This is a genomic window from Cryobacterium sp. TMT1-66-1 (assembly GCF_004403435.1).
In the GTDB taxonomy this organism is placed as follows: domain Bacteria; phylum Actinomycetota; class Actinomycetes; order Actinomycetales; family Microbacteriaceae; genus Cryobacterium; species Cryobacterium flavum.
Map to the genome: position 1 here is coordinate 1 of NZ_SOGP01000011.1, position 17685 is coordinate 17685.

A 17685-nucleotide genomic window follows, 5' to 3' on the forward strand; every position below is an offset into this window, starting at 1 on the left:
CGCGCCCAGAAAGGCTACTGGGAATAACCCCAAGGCGGCCCGGGCACCACTCCCGGGCCGCTACCACCTCGTCAGAACTTTGTTACCAACTACCTGGACTGGCGCTACCATCAAGCGCTACTCGCCATGATCGAGGCCCCGTCCAGCCCCGCGTCGCCCACCCGGGCCAGCGAGCCCGACCGCCTCCCCCTGCGCGTCGGCCTCGTGCAGCATCGCTGGCACGCCGAGGCGGCGACGCTCGAGACTGAGCTGGCCGACGGCATCCGTTTGGCGGCTGAAGCCGGCGCGCGCATCGTCTTTCTGCCCGAACTGACCCTCAGCAAATACCCCGGCAACGTGCAGGCTACAGGAATTCCCAAAGCGGATGCCGAGCCGCTCCTGACCGGCCCCACCTACGAATTCGCCGCGGCCCAGGCGCGGCTGCACAATGTCATCGTGCACGCGTCCCTGTTCGAACGGCCAGCTGACACCGACGAACCGACCGACCCGCGCGGCTACAACACGGCCATTCTCGTATCGCCGGCCGGCGAGCTGCTCGGCCGCACCCGCAAAACGCACATTCCGGTCACCGCGGGCTACTACGAGGACACCTACTTTCGGCCGGGTCCCGCCGAGGACGCCTACCCGGTCTACGAGGTGGCGGGTTCCCGCCTCGGCCTGCCGACCTGCTGGGACGAGTGGTTTCCCGAGGTCTCCCGACTGTACGGGCTCGGCGGTGCCGAGATTCTCGCCTACCCCACCGCGATCGGCTCTGAGCCGCTTTTTCCGAAGTTCGACACCCAGCCGATCTGGCAGCAGGTCATCGTGGCCAACGGCATCACCAGCGGACTGTTCATGGTCGTGCCCAACCGGCACGGCGACGAGGGCGACCTCACCTTCTACGGTTCCTCGTTCATCTCCGATCCGTTCGGACGCGTGCTGGTGCAGGCGCCGCGCGGCGAATCCGTGGCGCTCGTGGCCGACCTCGATCTGACGCAGCGCGAGGAGTGGCTCACCCTGTTCCCATTCCTGTCCACCCGCCGGCCAGACAGCTACGCGGCGCTGACGGCGGCGGTCGACCCGGCGCATCCGTTTGGATCGGCGCGCGCATGACCTGGCGCATGCCGGCCGAAACCGCGCCGCAGGACCGGGTCTGGATGGCTTTTCCGGCTGGCGGCTACACTCTCGGGGACACCGCAGCCGACGCGCACGAGGCACGCCGCACCTGGACCGCCGTCGCCCATGCGATCGCCGACTTCGAGCCGGTGACCATGGTCGTCGACCCGGCCGCCCGCGCCGACGCTGTCCGCTATCTGAGTAGCGAGATCGAGGTCGTGGAAGCCGAGCTGAACGACAGTTGGATGCGCGACATCGGTCCGAGCTTCGTGCACGACGCGGATGGCCGGCTCGGCGCCGTCGACTGGACCTTCAACGGCTGGGGCGGCCAGGACTGGGCCAGCTGGGACAAAGACGAGTCGGTCGGGCGGTTTGTAGCGGATGCCGCCGGCGCAGCCCTCGTAACGTCGTCGCTCGTGAACGAGGGCGGCGGCATCCACGTCGATGGCGCGGGCACAGTGCTGGCGACGGAGAGCGTGCAGTTGGACCCCGGGCGCAATCCCGGCGCCACACGGGCGTCGGTGGAGGTGGAATTGCAGCGCACGATCGGTTCCGAGCACGTCGTCTGGCTGCCGCGCGGTCTCACCCGCGACCAAGCCCGGTTCGGCACCCGCGGGCACATCGATATGGTCGCCACGATCTCGTCGCCGGGCACGATTTTGCTGCACGCGCAGAACGATCCAGGGCATCCCGACTACCCGCTGACCCGCGATTTCCGGGCCCTCCTGGCCGCCGAACACGATGCGGCCGGGCGCTCGTTCACCATTATCGATCTGCCGGCGCCCGCCGTGCTGCGCGACGACGAGGGCTTCGTCGACTACAACTACGTCAACCACCTCGTGGTCAACGGCGGCGTCATTGCCTGCAGCTTCGGTGAGGAACGGGCCGATGCCATAGCCCGCGACCTGCTCGCCGCCGCTTACCCGGGGCGACGGGTCGTGTCGGTCGACGCGCGGCCGTTGTTCGCGCGCGGCGGCGGCATCCACTGCATCACGCAGCAGCAGCCGACCGCGCCGGTGCCGGCCTGACCGGCGGGGTCAGCGGCCTGCGGCGACCCGCCCATTGTGCCAGGCGCGAATCACGATGAACGGCCCCAGCACGGCCAGGATGAGCAGCAGGAAAGCCCAGGCGCCGATGTCCGGCGTCATGAGGTTGGCTCCCCAAATCACCAGCGCGACGGCTCCGACATTCAACAAAACGGATGCCCGTGGCCGGCTCGGCGGACTGGTGAACATGGGCAGCGGGGTCGTCGGGTTTGCCCGCACCAGGACGATAACACCGTAGGTGCCGCAGACGAAGCCGGCCAGAACGAGGATCGTGCCGAATATCACTGCCATGCGGTGGTGCTCCCTGCTGAGTCGTTACTTCGACCCTACAGTCCTACTTCGGCTGCATCCGAATCGCACCGTCAAGACGGATAGTTTCTCCATTGAGCATGGGATTCTCGATGATATGCCGCACCAGGAATGCGAACTCCTTTGGGTCGCCGAGCCGGGACGGATGCGGCACCTGGGCGCCGAGGGAGTCACGCACCGGCTGCGGCAGTCCCTGCAGCATGGGCGTGTCGAAGATGCCGGGTGCAATCGACATCACCCGAATCAGGCTCTGCGCGAATTCGCGAGCCAGCGGCAGGGTCATCGCTGCGACGCCGCCCTTGGACGCGGCATAGGCCGCCTGCCCGATCTGACCGTCGAATGCGGCGACCGAGGCCGTGTTCACGATGACGCCGCGTTCGGCGCCGCCCTGACGGTCAGGGACGCCCACGGGTTCGGTGCGCTGCATCGCGGCGGCGGCCAAGCGCACGACGTTGAAGGTACCGACGAGGTTGATACGGATGGCCCGCTCAAAGTCCTCGAGCGGCAGTGGGCCGTCGCGGCCGACCGTGCGAGCGCCGGGCGCGATACCGGCACAGTTGATCACGATGCGCAGCGGCCCCTGCGCCACTGCGGCGTCGACGGCACTCTGCACGTCGCCCGCGCTCGTGACGTCGCCGGCTACGAACCGGGCGCGGTCGCCCAGGGAGGCCGCGATTTGTTCGCCGGGCGCGCCTGGCAGATCGAGCAGCACCACGACGGCCCCGGCCTCGTGCAGCGTGCGAACGCAGGCCAAGCCGAGGCCGGAGGCACCTCCGGTAATGAGGGCGGAGCATCCGTCAATCTGCATTAGAGCCTTTCCATCAAAGGTGTGACAATCGCGAAATCGCGCATTAGAGCCGCTCAATCAGGGTGGCATTGGCCATGCCGCCGCCCTCGCACATGGCCTGCAGGCCCCAACGACCGCCGGTCATTTCGAGGTGGTTGAGCAGGGTGCCAAGCAGTCGGGTGCCCGAGGAACCGAGCGCGTGGCCGAGGGCGATGGCACCGCCGCGCGGGTTGAGGCAGTCGGGATCAGCACCGGTCTCGCGCAGCCAGGCCAGCGGCACGCTCGCGAACGCCTCGTTGATCTCGTAGGCGTCGATGTCGTCGATGCCGAGGCCAGCCCGCGCGAGGATGCGCTGGGTCGCCGGAATCACGCCGGTCAGCATGAGCATCGGATCGCTTCCCACAACGGTGAAGCTATGGAAGCGGGCGCGGGGGTTCAGGCCGAGCTGCGCGGCCCGCTTGGCGCTCATAATCAGGGTCGCCGAGGCGCCGTCGGTGAGCGGGGACGAGTTGCCGGCCGTGACATGCCAGCCAAGCTTCGGAAACCGGGCGGCGAGCGCGTCGGTGCGATAGGCGGGGCGCAGGCCGGCGAGCCCGGCGTGCGAGGTGCCGGGGCGGATGGTTTCGTCCTCGCTGAAGACGCTGCCGTCTGGCCGGGTGACGGCCACGATTTCGCCACTGAAGTCGCCTCGTTCGGCGGCCGCTGCGGCGAGCCGGTGCGAGCGGGCCGCGTAGTTGTCGAGGGCGTCGCGGCCGAGATTCCATTTCTGGTTGATGAGCTCTGCGGACACTCCCTGGTTGACCAGGCCGTCGGGGTAACGCTCGTGCATGAGGGTGCCGAACGGGTCCTGTCCGCCGGCCGTGGAACCGAGCGGCACCCGGCTCATCGATTCAACGCCGCAGGCGATGACGACGTCGGCGTTGCCGCTCATCACGGCCTGGGCGGCAAAGGTGGCGGCCTGCTGGCTGGACCCGCACTGGCGGTCGATAGTGGTGCCGGGTACGGTGTGCGGAAATCCGGCGCTGAGCAGGGCGGTGCGGGTAACGTTGTTCCCCTGTTCTCCGGCCTGGCTGACGCAGCCGCCGATGACGTCGTCGATCAGTGCCGGGTCGAGGTTGTTACGGTTGACCAGTTCGTGCAGCACGGTGGCCAGGAGGTCGGCCGGATGGATGCCGTCGAGGGTTCCCCCGGGCTTACCCCGGCCCGAGGGGGTGCGCAGAACGTCGATGATGACAGCCTCATTGCTCATGACCCCAGCCTAGGCCCGCTCGGCGGGCGCGTGCCCACCGGCCGGTGAGCGGATGCCCGCCGAGCGTTACCCGGACAGCGCCCACATCGCGACGGCGCTCGCTGCGGCGACGTTGAGCGAGTCGATGCCGTGCTTCATCGGAATCTGCACGACGCTGTCCGACGCGGCGAGCGCCTCGGGCGTGAGCCCCTCCCCCTCGGCGCCGAGCAGCAGGGCCAGGCGCTCGTGGCTGGTGCCGTCGAAGTCGCGCAGGCTGACCGCATCAGGCGTCAGCGCGAGGGCGGCCAGGTGAAAACCATGCCGGGTGAGCAAGGCGCGGGTGTCGGTCCAGTCCCCGACGCGGGTCCACGGCACCTGCAGCACCGTGCCCATCGACACGCGAATGGCGCGGCGGTAGAACGGGTCGGAGCAGCGCGGTGTGACCAGAATTGCGTCCGCTCCAATGGCACCGGCCGAGCGGAAGATGGCGCCGACGTTGGTCGGGTCCGAGACGTTTTCGAGGATCACGATGCGGCGCGCACCGGCTAGCAGGGTGTCGGCGCTGGGCAGCGCGGGCCGGTTCATCGACGCGATCAGGCCGCGATGCAGAATGTACCCGGTGAGGTCGGCGAGCATTTCTCCTGGGCCGACGAACACCGGAACCTCGGCCGCGTAGTCGCCGAGCACCGCGAGTGCTTCATCAGCCGTATTGCCGAGCGCCAGCACCGACCGCGGAATGTGACCTGCGCGCAGCGCGCGCTCAAGCACAAGGGCCGATTCGGCGATGTAGAGGCCGTGCTCGGTACCGCGGGCCTTCTTGAGCGCGACATCGGTGAGGTGGGCGAAGTCGACCAGTCGCGGGTCGCTCAGCTCGTCGATCGCGATCAGGGGCATCCGCAAAGTCTAGTGAAAGGCAGAACTCCCGCAGGCCGAAGCCTGCGGGAGTTCTGCTGCACGTGTGGCTCGGATTACTTCGTGGCCACCGTCTGCACGGCGAGCGCGAGGGTACCGTCGGCGAGACTGCCCCAGGCGTAGACGATCGTGTTGGTTCTCTTGGCGATGACCACATCGGCCGGGCCGATGAGCGCTGCGGTCGTTCCGGCAGCGGCAACCGCAGCCGAGATGGTGCCGACCGGCAGCACGAGCACTGACTCGTTCGGATTGGTCAGGCCGGTGATGGCCGGGGCGCCGTTGGCCAGCACGTCCACGGCGGGTGCGGCCGCGACGTGGCGAACCGTGAGCCGACCCTGGCCGGCGCCGGGCGCCGAGGTGTCGTTGGTGAACAGGGTAGCGGTCGGAACTCCGGCCTCACTCAGGTGGGCGACAGCCGTGTAGTTCATACCGGACGCAACCACGAAGTCGACCGGGCCGATCACCGGAGCGCTCGCGTCGACGGCATCCGCTGCGGTGATGGCGAGGGTGTAGCTGCCGGCCGGAATGCGCAACGTCTTGGTGAGGGTGCCGGGTTCGAAGTCGTTGATGACCTTGGTGTTGTCGACGTAGACGTCGACCATGACGCCCGGAATGGCGTGCAGCACCGAAACGGATGCCGGCGCTGCGGCCCGCGTGCGCACCGTCTGCACGAACAATGCGAGGTTGCTGTCGGCGAGACTCCCCCAGGCATAGACGATGGTGTTGGTGCGCGGGGCGATCGTGACGTCGGCCGGGCCGAGCAGCGGCGCGGTGGTTCCGGCGGCGGCAACGACGGCGCTGATTGAGCCGACCGGCAGGTCGAGCACGGCCTGCGACGGGTTGGTCAGGCCGGCGACGGCGACCGCGCCGTTCGCGAGCACGTCGACGGCGGGTGCGGCCGCAACGTGCCGCACTGTGAGGCGACCCTGCCCGGGCGCCAACGGCATGGTGTCGTCGTTGAACAGGGTGGCGGTGGGGAGTCCGGCGTCACTCAGGTGGGCCACGGCCGTGAAGCTTCGATTGGCCGTGACCGTCACGGTGGTTGAACCACTGATCGCAATCGCGGGCAGCGGAACGCCGTTCGCGCCCACGCCCAACTCGAGCGGGTTCGACGCGGAGATGTCGACGGTGTGGGTGCCGGCCGCGATCTTCAGCGGGCCGAGCAGGGTTCCCGGCATGAAGTCGTCGACGACGACGCGGCCGTCGACCGAGATGTCGAGGGAGAGCCCGGGAATGGCGTGCAGCACCGAAACGGATGCCGTACCCGACGAAGCGGATGCTGCCGGCACGGCCGCCTGCGCCGGCGCGAGCCCGGCGAGGGCGACGAGAAGGCCGGCGGAGATTCCGACGGCGAGGGACTTGCGCATTGCTACCTCCAGTGGGTCGTTACGGAAGGCGGCTGTGCCTTCCTGGTAACAACTTCTCCGGCCGGGCGCGTTTCGGATGCACCGGCAGCAAGTATTTCGCAATCAGAGTCTGTGCAGCGCTCCGCGCACGATCGAGTCGCCGGAGTGGGCCGGGTCGCCGTCGGCGGGTTCGGCCGACACGTCGACCAGCGGGTACTGGGTGAGGTCGACGCTCGCCGGGATGGTGAAGCGGCCGGTGGAACCGTCGAGGAAACCGATGCTGACCAGGCCGGAGGCATCCGCTTTGAGCAGCCAGACCTCGCGCAGGCCCGAGCCCGGGATGGCTGCCGCGTCGAGGTCAACCACAACCGAGCGGCGGCCGTCGGCGGCCTGCTCGACCCGGGCCGAGCCGCTCGCGGTCCAGCCGGGCAGGGCGTCCAGGGATGCTTCGGCCACGACCTGCTCGGGCGGCGGGCCGGTGGTACTCGCGACACCGATGGCGATGCCGCCGACCAGGCCGATCACGCCGGCGGCCGCCGCGAACGGCACCCAGCGGCGGCGGGGCAGCAGCCGAACCGGTGCTGGCGCGCTCAACGATTCGGGCGTCGATTCGACCGGCAGGGACGCGACGACCGGCGAAGCGGATGCGCGGGGCGGGGGCGCAGCATCCATCAACTCAGGGGTGTTCGCGAACGACGGCGGTCTGCGCACAGCATCGCTCAGCCCCAGCTCGGCATGGATGCCCGCCCAGACACCCGCCGGCGGCGTGAGCAGCGGATCGGACCCGGCGGCACGACCGAGTTGCACGACCTGCCGCAGGGAGAGGTACTCCTCCGCGCACTCGGCGCAGGCAGCGAGGTGGGCACGCTCGCCGGCGCTCGCGCCCTGTTCGGCCAGAGCGAGCAGGTGCAAGTCGTCCGCGGCGATGTGGGCGCAATCAATAGGAGTCATCGGACACCTCCAGCCGGGTGCGGAGGCGGGTCAGGCTGCGCCGCATGTGGCTCTTGACCGTGCCGAGCGGCAGCCCGAGACTGTCGGCGATCTGCACCTGGGTGAGATCGTCGAAAAAGGCCAGGCGCATCACCTGCCGTGGCACCGGTTCGAGCCGGTCGATTTCGTCGCCGACCAGCACCCGGTTGACCACGCTCACGCTGTCGTCGACCCGATGGGCGGGGATGGTCGCCGCGATGGACTCTTCTAGCCGTCGCTGTCGGCTACGGGCCTCGTGGGTGTCGGCGACCACATGCCTCGTGATTCCGATCAACCAGGCCGGCAGGCGGGAACGGGCCGGGTCGAACCCGGATCGCCCCCGCCAGGCGGCAATGAACACCTTCTGGGTGACGTCCTCGGCGTCAGCCGCATTGGCGAGGGAGCGCACGGCGATCGTGAAGACCAGGGCCGAACAGCGCGCGTAAGCCGCAGCGAGGGCACGCTCATCACCGTCCTGAAAGGCGCGGGCCAGAGCCGCGTCATCGTCGGTGGGTGCGCTCACGTGAGTGTGGGTCCTTCGGGCCGAAACACGAACCGGGCAGGGGCGCTTCGGCCGGACACTCCGGGTGTCAACCTCCGCGCGCACCAGCATAGTGAGTTTCCTTCGACTCGGTTGCGGTACCCGCTCGAGCAAAGGGGCCACAGCAGCAAACCCGACGTCGCTTGCTGTGGCCCTTCCCGGGGCGGGAAACCACTTACTCCTTTATTTCTCTCCTCGAGGGCGAAACGGATGCACCCTGCCGCAGCTCACGGCTCTACGGCGTCGGCGTGAGCGTGTACTTCGTCGAGAGATACTCCTGGATTCCCTCGAGCCCGCCCTCGCGGCCGAGGCCGGACTGCTTGACGCCGCCGAACGGTGCGGCGGCGTTGGAGACGACGCCGGTGTTCAGGCCCATCATGCCGGTCTGTAGCTTCTCGATCATGCGCTGGCCGCGCGCGAGATCGGTCGTGAACACATAGCTGATCAAGCCGAACTCGGTGTCGTTGGCGAGGCGCACGGCATCCGCTTCGTCGGTGAACGTGCTGATTGCCAGCACAGGGCCGAAGATTTCGTCGCGCAGAATATCGCTGCCGGCCTTGACGTCGGTCAGTACCGTGGGCGCATAGAAGGTTCCCTCGCGCTCGATGGCGGCGCCGCCGGTAAGCAGGGTCGCGCCACGGGTGAGGGCGTCTTGCACCAGGGAATCGGCCTTGGCGACGGCCTTGCCATCGATCAGCGGGCCGATGGTGATGCCGGCCTCTGTGCCACGGCCGATCTGGAACGCTTCAACGCGTTCGGTGATGCGGCGGGCGAATTCGGCGGCGACGGACTCGTGCACGATGAAGCGGTTGGCCGCTGTGCAGGCCTGGCCGATGTTGCGGAACTTGGCGATGAGCGCGCCATCGACGGCCTTGTCGAGGTCGGCGTCGGCGAAGACGACGAACGGTGCATTGCCGCCGAGCTCCATCGAGGTGCGCAGCACGTTCTCGGCGGAGAGCTTGATCAGCGACTTGCCGACCACGGTCGACCCGGTGAAGCTGAGCTTGCGAAGGCGCGGGTCGGCGATGATCGGTTCGGACACCGCGCCGGACTGCGACGTCGTGATGACGTTGACGACGCCCGCGGGCAGGCCAGCCTCTTCGAGCAGGGCCACGAAGTGCAGGGTGGTTAGCGGGGTGAGCGCGGCCGGCTTGACGACGACGGTACAGCCGGCGGCGAGCGCCGGGGCAATTTTGCGCGTCGCCATGGCGAGCGGAAAGTTCCACGGGGTGATCAGAAAGCACGGGCCCACCGGATGCTGGGTGACGATCATACGACCGGTGCCCTCGGGGTTGGTGCCGTAGCGGCCGCTGATGCGCACCGCTTCTTCGCTGAACCAGCGCAGGAATTCGCCGCCGTAGGCGACCTCGCCGAGCGCCTCGGGCAGCGGCTTGCCCATTTCGATGGTCATGAGCAGCGCGAACTCCTGCTTGCGTTCCTGCAGCAGGTCGAAGGCGCGGCGCAGAATTTCACCCCGCACCCGGGCCGGCGTCGCAGCCCAGTCGGCCTGGGCGGCGTCGGCGGCGTCGAGGGCTGCAGTGCCGTCGGCCACACTCGCGTCGGCGATGGTCTTGATGACGCGGCCGGTGGCCGGGTCAGTGACATTGAGGGTGCGGCCGCCGGTGGCGGCGACCCACTTGCCGTTGATGTAGAGCTGGTTCGGGACGCGAGCGAGCAGCTCGGATTCGTTCGTTGGCGCTTCGGTAACAACCGTCATTGCATCTCCCAATACTTTGTCTGCCCGTCTATCTGACGGTAATAGCCTAGCTGCGCCCACCAACAGGGGCGCTGAGCGCTTGTGGTTCAGCTGAACATCACGGGAACGATCATGCTGGCGTGGTGCGCGGCCACGCTACGCGCGACCCTTATGGCCGGCTTGTCGACCGGCGCACGGTTGGGGCGTAACGGCGCACCCTCACGCTGAAGAAGGGGTTGCATCTTTCGAGTGATCGTATATGATTTCAAATACACACGCAGCGCCGCGAGAGGACATCACATGCAGAACCCCGCACCATTCACCGGCACCCCCGGCACGGTGATCGCCCTGCACCTCAACTATCCCTCCCGCATTGCCCAGCGCGGTCGCACGCCGGAGCAGCCGTCGTACTTTCTGAAGCCCGGCAGCTCGGTGAGCGCCTCCGGCATCCCGATCGAACGCCCGGCCGGCACCGAACTGCTGGCCTTCGAGGGCGAGATCGCCCTGGTCATCGGCCGCAGCATCCGTCGGGTAACTCCAGAGCAAGGCTGGGCGGCCGTCTCCGGCGTCACCGCCGCCAACGATTTCGGTGTCTACGACCTGCGCTACGCCGACAAGGGCTCGAATCTGAAGTCCAAGGGCGGCGACGGCTTCACCCCGCTCGGCCCGAACGTGATCAACGCCACGGACATTCAACCGGATGCCCTCCGGGTGCGCACCTGGGTCAATGGCGCGTTGGTGCAGGACGACACCACGGCGCAACTGGCCTTTGGGTTCGGCCGTCTGGTCGCCGACCTCTCCCAGCTGATGACACTCGAACCGGGCGACGTGATTCTCACCGGAACCCCCGCCGGTTCCTCCGTCGTGCAGCCCGGCGACGTGGTCGAGGTCGAAGTGGATGCCCCCACCGCGCCCGGCGCGCCGAGCACCGGTCGACTGGTCACGCCCGTCGTCGCCGGCATTGTCGCGATGGCCGAATACGGCGCCGGCCCGAAGATCGACGATCTGCAACGGGCCGAGGCGTGGGGATCAGCGGAGGCCGCCGGGCTGCCCACGAAGACACTTCTGACCGATGAGCTCAAGGCGAAAATCAACTCGGTCGGCACCGCCACGCTCAGCTCCCAGCTGCGCAAACGCGGTCTGAATAACGTCTCAATCGACGGGCTGCAGTCCACTCGTCCGAGCGAACGTTTGGTCGGTCTCGCTCGCACCCTGCGGTTCATTCCCAACCGGGAAGACCTCTTCATCTCTCATGGCGGCGGCTACAACGCCCAAAAGCGCGCCTTCGACTCCCTCCGCCCCGACGATGTGCTCGTGATCGAGGCCCGCGGCGAGACCGGCACCGGCACCGTCGGCGACATCCTCGCCCTCCGCGCCCAGGTGAACGGCGCGGCCGGCTTGGTGACGGATGGCGGGGTGCGCGACGTCGCCGCCGTCACCGCCCTTAAAATTCCCACCTACTTCGCCAACGCGCATCCTGCCGTTCTCGGCCGCAAGCATGTGCCGTGGGACACCGACCTCACCATCGCCTGCGGCGGCGCGGCCGTGCAGCCGGGCGATGTGATCGTCGGCGACGCCGACGGCATCCTCGTGATTCCGCCGCACCTGATCGAGGAGGTCGTCGCCGACGCCATCGAGCAGGAGCGCGAGGAAACCTTCATCGCCGAGATGGTCGCCGCCGGCGAGGGCGTCGACGGGCTGTACCCGATGAACGCGAAGTGGAAGGGACGGTACCAGCAATGGCTGCAGTAACAGCGCCGTCGGTCAGCAAGTCGCAACTCGCTTATCAGTGGGTGAAGGCGCGCATCTCCGATGGAACCTTCACGCCGGGCTACCGCCTGGTGCTGGGCGCAATCGGCAAGGAGCTCGGTGTCAGCGTCGTCCCGGTGCGGGAGGCGATTCGTCGCCTCGAAGCGGAGGGGCTGGTCACCTTCGAGCGCAACGTCGGCGCGCAGGTCGCCATGCTCGAGGAGACCGAATATCTCTACACGATGCAGACCCTGAGTGTCGTCGAGGGGGTCGCGACCGCGCTGTCGGCACCGTTCATCACCGCCGCCGACATCGAACGCGCCCGCTCGGTCAACCAGGCAATGGCCGCCTCCCTCGAAGACTTGAACCCACACCGGTTCACCGAACTGAACCTCGACTTTCACTCGATCCTGTTCGAGAACTGCCCGAACCCGCACATCCTCGACCTCGTGCACCGCGGATGGAACCGCATGAAAGTGCTGCGCGACTCGACCTTCAGCTTTGTGCCCGGCCGCGCCCGCGACTCCGTTGCGGAGCACGAAAACCTGCTGCAGCTGATCGAGTCGGGCTCCGACGCGCTCACGCTCGAGCTGGCCGCGCGCGCACACCGCACCGGCACACTGGATGCCTTCCTCGATTACCAGAAATCGCATCACCCCCACTCAGCCCCCGAACCGTCCCCGAGAAAGAGAGCCTGACGATGACGCAGACGTCTGTCCAGACCACGCACTACGTCCCCGCCGACCTGCCCACCAGCATCCGTCATTTCATCGGTGGAAAATTTGTCGACAGTGTCGGCGGCGAAACCTTCGACGTGCTCGATCCGGTGTCGAACCAGACCTACGCCACCGCGGCCGCCGGCCAGCAGGCCGACATCGATCTGGCCGTCGCCGCCGCCAAGGACGCCTTCGATAACGGACCCTGGCCGCGCATGCTGCCCCGCGCCCGCGCCCGGGTGCTGCACGCGATCGCCGACGCCGTCGAGGCGCAGGACGCCCGGCTCGCCGAACTCGAAACCTTCGACACCGGCCTGCCGATCACCCAGGCACTCGGCCAGGCGCAGCGCGCGGCCGAGAACTTTCGCTTCTTCGCCGACCTGATCGTGGCGCAGGCCGACGACACCTACAAGGTGCCAGGCCGCCAGATCAACTACGTCAACCGCAAGCCGGTCGGCGTGGCCGGGCTGATCACCCCGTGGAACACCCCGTTCATGCTCGAAAGCTGGAAGCTCGCACCCGCGCTCGCCTCCGGCTGCACCGTCGTGCTGAAACCGGCCGAATTCACGCCGCTGTCGGCGAGCCTCTGGGCCGAGATCTTCCGCACGGCCGGGGTGCCCGACGGCGTCTTCAACCTGGTCAACGGCATCGGTGAGGAGGCCGGCGATGCGCTGGTCAAGCATCCGGATGTGCCCCTCATCTCCTTCACCGGCGAGACCACGACCGGCCAGACCATCTACCGCAACTGCGCCGCGAACCTCAAGGGCATGTCGATGGAGCTCGGCGGCAAGTCGCCCGCCGTCGTCTTTGCCGACGCCGACCTCGACGCCGCGATCGACTCCACCCTGTTCGGCGTGTTCTCACTCAACGGCGAGCGCTGCACCGCGTCGAGCCGCATCCTGGTTGAGCGCTCCATCTACGACGACTTCTGCGCCCGCTATGCGGCCCGCGCCCAGGCAATCGTGGTCGGCGACCCGCACGACCCGAAGACCGAGGTCGGCGCGCTCGTGCACCCCGAGCACTACGCGAAGGTCATGAGCTATGTCGAAATCGGCAAGACCGAGGGTCGGCTGCTGGCCGGCGGCGGCCGCCCCGAAGGGCTGGCCGATGGCAACTACGTCTCCCCCACGGTCTTCGCGGATGTCGCGCCGACCGCCCGCATCTTTCAGGAGGAGATTTTCGGCCCGGTCGTGGCCATCACCCCCTTCGAAACGGATGCCGAAGCGCTCGCCCTGGCCAATGGCGTGAAGTACGGGCTGGCTGCGTACATCTGGACCACTAACCTCGTTCGCGCCCACAACTTCGCCCAGGCGGTCGATGCCGGAATGGTGTGGCTGAACTCGCACAACGTACGCGACCTGCGCACCCCGTTCGGCGGCGTCAAAGCCTCCGGCCTCGGGCACGAGGGCGGCTACCGGTCGATCGACTTCTACACCGACTCACAGGCCGTGCACATCACACTCGCCCCCGTGCACACGCCCCGCTTCGGCGGCAACTAGTCCCGCCCCACCCAGGGACGGGGCCCGTTTATAAACTGGGCCCGCGTTCATAAGGTGGGCCCGGCCGCAGGACCAGCGCTGGCGGTCTTGATAGCCAGTCCCACGCATCCACTGTAGAAACCTCAACGAGGAGAACCCCATGACACTCAGCCCGATCCCCACCCCCACCGCAACCCCGCCCGACATCCTGCGCTGCGCCTACATGGACATCGTCGTGACCGACCTGGCCCGCTCCCGCGAGTTCTACGTCGACGTTCTCGGCCTCGTCGTCACCGAGGAGAGCGACACCGAGATCTACCTGCGCAGCTTCGAAGAATTCATCCACCACAATCTCGTGCTGCGCCAGGGGCCCATTGCCGCCGTCGCCGCGATGGCGTTCCGGGTGCGCAGCCCCGAAGACGTCGACCTCGCCGAGGCCTACTATAAGGAGCTCGGCTGCCGTACCGAACGCCGCACCGAGGGCTTTGTCAAGGGAATCGGCGACAGCGTGCGCGTCGAAGACCCGCTCGGCTTCCCCTACGAATTCTTCTTCGCCACCACCCACGTTGAACGCCTCGCCTGGCGCTACGACCTGCAGGGCCCGGGCGCGCTGGTGCGCCTCGACCACTTCAACCAGGTCACCCCCGACGTCGGCCGCGGCCGCAAATACCTCGAAGACCTGGGCTTTCGCGTCACCGAAGATATCCAGGACTCCGACGGCGTCACCTACGCCGCCTGGATGCGCCGCAAGGACACCGTGCACGATACTGCGCTCACCGGTGGAAACGGGCCGCGCATGCACCACATTGCGTTCTCGACCCACGAGAAGCACAACATCATCTACATCTGCGACAAGCTCGGGGCTCTCCGCAAGAGCGACCTGATCGAGCGGGGACCGGGCCGCCACGGCGTCTCAAACGCGTTCTACCTGTACCTGCGCGACCCCGATGGCCACCGCGTCGAGATCTACACGCAGGACTACTACACCGGCGACCCCGACAACCCCGTCGTCACCTGGGACGTGCACGACAACCAGCGCCGCGACTGGTGGGGCAACCCCGTCGTGCCGAGCTGGTACACGGATGCCTCGCTCGTGCTCGACCTCGACGGCAATCCGCAACCGGTCATCGAGCGTACCGAATCCAGCGAAATGGCCGTCACCGTCGGCGCCGACGGCTTCTCGTACACCCGTAAAGACGACGAGCTCGCCGGCTTCAAACTCGGCACGACCCTCTAGAGAGCAGCGCGCATGCTTGACCAGTCAGTCATTGAAGAGATCGCCGACGAACTCATCGCGGCCGGCCGAACCCGGTCAACGGTTCCGTTGCTGACCACCCGCTACCCCGGCATGACCGTCGAAGACGCCTACGCCGTGCAGAGCCTGTGGAAGGAACGCGGCATCGCGGCCGGCCGAAGGCTGGTCGGCCGCAAGATCGGTCTGACCTCCAAGGTCATGCAGGTTGCGACCGGCATCACCGAGCCCGACTACGGTGTGATCTTCGCGGACGAGGTCTACGAGAATGGGGCGAGCATCCGCTTCGACAGTTTCTCGAACGTACGCATCGAGGTCGAGCTCGCGTTCGTGCTCGGCAAGCCGTTGTCCGGGCCGAACTGCACCCTGTTCGATGTGCTGGACGCGACGGACTACGTGGTTCCGGCGCTCGAGATTCTCAGCTCGCGCATCGAGATGCCCGGTCGCACCATCGTCGACACCATCTCCGACAACGCGGCGATGGGCGGCATGGTGCTGGGCGGCACGCCGGTGAAGGTCGGCGACGTGGACCTGCGCTGGGTGTCTGCGCTGCTCTACCGCAACCAGACCATCGAAGAGTCGGGGGTGGCAGCGGCCGTGCTGAACCACCCCGCCGCCGGCGTCTACTGGCTGGCGAACAAGCTCGCCCAGCACGGCACCAGCCTCGAGGCCGGGGAGATCATCCTGGCCGGTTCGTTCACCCGCCCGATGTGGGTGGAGCAGGGCGACACCGTGCACGCCGACTATGGACCCCTGGGAGCAATCACATGCCGATTCGAGTAGCCGCAGAGCCGACCTTCCGCGACGTTCTCGCGGGCTCCGATCGTGCGCAGGTCGGCATGTGGGTGTGCTCCGGCAGCCCACTCATGGCCGAAATCTGCGCCGGCAGCGGCCTTGACTGGCTTCTGATCGACACCGAACACAGCCCCAACGGACTGGAGTCGACCCTCAGCCAGCTGCAGGCCGTGCACGGCTACCCGATCGTGCCGTTGGTGCGCGCTCCGACCGGCGAGCGCGTCATCGTGAAGCAACTGCTCGACCTCGGCGCGCAGAACCTGCTCATTCCCATGATCGACACGGCCGAGCAGGCCCGCGACATGGTGGCCGCCGTGCGCTACCCGCCACACGGGGTTCGCGGCGTCGGCAGCGCCCTCGCCAGGGCCTCCCGGTGGAACCGCATCGACGATTACCTGGTTCGCGCCAATGAGACGATCGCACTGTTCGTGCAGATCGAGACGACGGATGCCGTGGCCAACGTTTCCGAGATCGCCGCCGTCGACGGCATCGACGGCCTGTTCATCGGCCCGTCCGACCTCGCCGCCTCGATGGGCCTGCTCGGCCAGCAGGACCATCCCGACGTCGTCGCCTCAGCCCTGCGCTGCATTCGCGCCGTAACGGCGCTCGGCAAACCCGTGGGAGTGAATGCCTTCGCTCCGGCCACCGCCGAGCGCTATCTGGCGGCCGGCGCCAGTTTCGTGCTTGTGGGTGCCGACGTGGCCATCCTCGCCCGGGCTTCGGAGAAGCTCGCCGCCACGTTCATCCGGCCCGACACGGAGTCGGCGGATGAGGCCGGTCAGCGGCCGAGTTATTGACCGACTGCGAGAATAAGAGGGTGTCGATTCCTGAATTCACCGAGACCGGCGGCAGCAGTACGAGAGCAAATGCGCCGGCGCCTTCGCCCCGCGCGCCCGCCGCCCACTCGCAAACCCTGTCGCGCGGCATCCGGGTGCTGGAGATTCTCGCCGAAACCGACGAGCCGATGACCATCGTCGCTCTTGCCGCCGCCCTCGACGTGCATCGTTCGATCGCGTATCGCATCCTGCGCACGCTGGAAGATCATGGCCTCGTCCTTCGCGACTCGGCCGGACTGGTACGGCTCGGTGCGCGTCTGGCGGCCCTGGCCCGCGGGGTGTCCCGCGACCTGCAGGCGGCGGCGCTGCCGGTGCTCACCCGCATCGCCAATGATCTCGGTATGACCGCGTTCGTCGCCGTGCTCGACCAGGGCGAAGTGGTCACTCTGGTCAGCGTCGAGTCGCGGCAGGCCCACGCGACGGTCGCGCAACGGCCAGGCACGCGGCATCCGCTGCACATGGGCGCACCGGGAATCGCCATCCAATCCGGCCTGAACGCCGCCCAGTGGTCCGCGCTCGGCCACGCCGAAACCCGGCGCAGCGAGGCCGGCGAGGTCGCAGCTCTCGGCTATGCCTCCAGCCACGACGAGGTCATTCCCGGCCTGTCGTCGATCGCCGTGCCACTGGCCGTTCCCGGGGAATCACCCGCCTCTCTCGCCGTCGTCTACATCTCGAGTCTGCACTCCCCCACCGACATTGGCGCTGTACTCGCCGAGGCCGCGCGCACGATCGTCGCCGAGCTGCGCTGACCACCCTGGAACGACTACCGCCGGCGATCAGCACGCCGAGTGGGGTGCGAGCCCGTATCACGGCGGATTTCTGGGAGGACATTCCCTTCAAACTAACGCGCAGCACCCGGCATGCTTCAGCACAACCCCGAACAGCGCACACTCCGGTGTACCGGCACCCGCGAAAATAACAATACTGACC

General features: G+C 67.8%; 17 protein-coding genes. 9 read left to right on the plus strand and 8 right to left on the minus strand.

Features of this window, described 5'->3' with window-relative positions; genetic code table 11:
• Positions 1-126 precede the first annotated feature (126 nt).
• Positions 127-1092: a nitrilase-related carbon-nitrogen hydrolase gene (locus E3T29_RS09140; protein ID WP_134345176.1), complete on the plus strand. Its 966-nt coding sequence runs from the start codon at positions 127-129 to the stop codon at positions 1090-1092.
• Positions 1089-2123: an agmatine/peptidylarginine deiminase gene (locus tag E3T29_RS09145; protein WP_134345177.1), complete on the plus strand. Its 1035-nt coding sequence runs from the start codon at positions 1089-1091 to the stop codon at positions 2121-2123. The genes E3T29_RS09140 and E3T29_RS09145 overlap by 4 nt, the downstream gene beginning before the upstream one ends.
• 9 nt (positions 2124-2132) lie before the next feature.
• Here the strand turns inward: E3T29_RS09145 and E3T29_RS09150 are convergent, their stop codons facing one another.
• The 8 genes from E3T29_RS09150 to E3T29_RS09190 form a co-directional block, all read right to left on the minus strand.
• Positions 2133-2432 (minus strand): hypothetical protein, encoded by a 300-nt coding sequence (locus tag E3T29_RS09150; RefSeq protein WP_134345178.1) that lies wholly within the window; start codon positions 2430-2432, stop codon positions 2133-2135.
• Between the two features lie 43 nt (positions 2433-2475).
• Positions 2476-3258, minus strand: a complete 783-nt coding sequence (locus tag E3T29_RS09155) for a 3-hydroxyacyl-CoA dehydrogenase (RefSeq protein ID WP_134345179.1) — start codon at positions 3256-3258, stop codon at positions 2476-2478.
• 43 nt (positions 3259-3301) lie between these two features.
• On the minus strand, positions 3302-4486 hold the full coding sequence (locus E3T29_RS09160; RefSeq protein WP_134345180.1) for a thiolase family protein: 1185 nt from the start codon (positions 4484-4486) through the stop codon (positions 3302-3304).
• A gap of 66 nt (positions 4487-4552) precedes the next feature.
• Complete coding sequence (locus tag E3T29_RS09165) at positions 4553-5359, minus strand: RNA methyltransferase (RefSeq protein ID WP_134345181.1); 807 nt, start codon at positions 5357-5359, stop codon at positions 4553-4555.
• 74 nt (positions 5360-5433) lie between these two features.
• Complete coding sequence (locus E3T29_RS20215) at positions 5434-6744, minus strand: DUF4397 domain-containing protein (RefSeq protein ID WP_241987736.1); 1311 nt, start codon at positions 6742-6744, stop codon at positions 5434-5436.
• A gap of 102 nt (positions 6745-6846) precedes the next feature.
• Positions 6847-7674: an anti-sigma factor gene (locus tag E3T29_RS09180; RefSeq protein WP_134345182.1), complete on the minus strand. Its 828-nt coding sequence runs from the start codon at positions 7672-7674 to the stop codon at positions 6847-6849.
• Complete coding sequence (locus tag E3T29_RS09185; protein ID WP_241987737.1) at positions 7661-8215, minus strand: RNA polymerase sigma factor; 555 nt, start codon at positions 8213-8215, stop codon at positions 7661-7663. The genes E3T29_RS09180 and E3T29_RS09185 overlap by 14 nt, the downstream gene beginning before the upstream one ends.
• A 253-nt stretch (positions 8216-8468) precedes the next feature.
• On the minus strand, positions 8469-9950 hold the full coding sequence (locus tag E3T29_RS09190) for an NAD-dependent succinate-semialdehyde dehydrogenase (RefSeq protein WP_134345184.1): 1482 nt from the start codon (positions 9948-9950) through the stop codon (positions 8469-8471).
• A 279-nt stretch (positions 9951-10229) separates the two neighbouring features.
• On the opposite strand from E3T29_RS09190, the gene E3T29_RS09195 reads away from it, so the two are divergent.
• From E3T29_RS09195 to E3T29_RS09225, 7 genes are all read left to right on the plus strand, one after another.
• Positions 10230-11681: a fumarylacetoacetate hydrolase family protein gene (locus tag E3T29_RS09195; protein WP_134345185.1), complete on the plus strand. Its 1452-nt coding sequence runs from the start codon at positions 10230-10232 to the stop codon at positions 11679-11681.
• Positions 11669-12376, plus strand: a complete 708-nt coding sequence (locus E3T29_RS09200; RefSeq protein WP_134345186.1) for a GntR family transcriptional regulator — start codon at positions 11669-11671, stop codon at positions 12374-12376. The genes E3T29_RS09195 and E3T29_RS09200 overlap by 13 nt, the downstream gene beginning before the upstream one ends.
• Before the next feature lie 2 nt (positions 12377-12378).
• Positions 12379-13893: a 5-carboxymethyl-2-hydroxymuconate semialdehyde dehydrogenase gene (hpaE, locus tag E3T29_RS09205; RefSeq protein WP_134345187.1), complete on the plus strand. Its 1515-nt coding sequence runs from the start codon at positions 12379-12381 to the stop codon at positions 13891-13893.
• Between the two features lie 139 nt (positions 13894-14032).
• On the plus strand, positions 14033-15109 hold the full coding sequence (gene hpaD / locus E3T29_RS09210; protein ID WP_134345188.1) for a 3,4-dihydroxyphenylacetate 2,3-dioxygenase: 1077 nt from the start codon (positions 14033-14035) through the stop codon (positions 15107-15109).
• A gap of 12 nt (positions 15110-15121) precedes the next feature.
• Positions 15122-15907 (plus strand): 2-oxo-hept-4-ene-1,7-dioate hydratase, encoded by a 786-nt coding sequence (hpaH, locus tag E3T29_RS09215; RefSeq protein WP_134345189.1) that lies wholly within the window; start codon positions 15122-15124, stop codon positions 15905-15907.
• The gene (locus E3T29_RS09220; protein ID WP_134345190.1) at positions 15892-16716 is read left to right on the plus strand and encodes an HpcH/HpaI aldolase/citrate lyase family protein; all 825 of its coding nucleotides are present in this window, start codon (positions 15892-15894) and stop codon (positions 16714-16716) included. Before hpaH ends, E3T29_RS09220 begins: the two co-directional genes overlap by 16 nt.
• 26 nt (positions 16717-16742) lie before the next feature.
• On the plus strand, positions 16743-17504 hold the full coding sequence (locus E3T29_RS09225) for an IclR family transcriptional regulator (RefSeq protein WP_134345371.1): 762 nt from the start codon (positions 16743-16745) through the stop codon (positions 17502-17504).
• Positions 17505-17685 lie beyond the last annotated feature (181 nt).

Coding starts and splice junctions, on each gene's coding strand:
- E3T29_RS09165 (WP_134345181.1), bottom strand. CDS start 5,359: ATGCCCCTGATCGCGATCGACGAGCTGAGCGACCCGCGACTGGTCGAC.
- E3T29_RS09220 (WP_134345190.1), top strand. CDS start 15,892: ATGCCGATTCGAGTAGCCGCAGAGCCGACCTTCCGCGACGTTCTCGCG.
- E3T29_RS09155 (WP_134345179.1), bottom strand. CDS start 3,258: ATGCAGATTGACGGATGCTCCGCCCTCATTACCGGAGGTGCCTCCGGC.
- E3T29_RS09200 (WP_134345186.1), top strand. CDS start 11,669: ATGGCTGCAGTAACAGCGCCGTCGGTCAGCAAGTCGCAACTCGCTTAT.
- E3T29_RS20215 (WP_241987736.1), bottom strand. CDS start 6,744: ATGCGCAAGTCCCTCGCCGTCGGAATCTCCGCCGGCCTTCTCGTCGCC.
- E3T29_RS09145 (WP_134345177.1), top strand. CDS start 1,089: ATGACCTGGCGCATGCCGGCCGAAACCGCGCCGCAGGACCGGGTCTGG.
- hpaE (WP_134345187.1), top strand. CDS start 12,379: ATGACGCAGACGTCTGTCCAGACCACGCACTACGTCCCCGCCGACCTG.
- hpaH (WP_134345189.1), top strand. CDS start 15,122: ATGCTTGACCAGTCAGTCATTGAAGAGATCGCCGACGAACTCATCGCG.
- E3T29_RS09150 (WP_134345178.1), bottom strand. CDS start 2,432: ATGGCAGTGATATTCGGCACGATCCTCGTTCTGGCCGGCTTCGTCTGC.
- E3T29_RS09195 (WP_134345185.1), top strand. CDS start 10,230: ATGCAGAACCCCGCACCATTCACCGGCACCCCCGGCACGGTGATCGCC.
- E3T29_RS09180 (WP_134345182.1), bottom strand. CDS start 7,674: ATGACTCCTATTGATTGCGCCCACATCGCCGCGGACGACTTGCACCTG.
- E3T29_RS09190 (WP_134345184.1), bottom strand. CDS start 9,950: ATGACGGTTGTTACCGAAGCGCCAACGAACGAATCCGAGCTGCTCGCT.
- E3T29_RS09140 (WP_134345176.1), top strand. CDS start 127: ATGATCGAGGCCCCGTCCAGCCCCGCGTCGCCCACCCGGGCCAGCGAG.
- E3T29_RS09160 (WP_134345180.1), bottom strand. CDS start 4,486: ATGAGCAATGAGGCTGTCATCATCGACGTTCTGCGCACCCCCTCGGGC.
- hpaD (WP_134345188.1), top strand. CDS start 14,033: ATGACACTCAGCCCGATCCCCACCCCCACCGCAACCCCGCCCGACATC.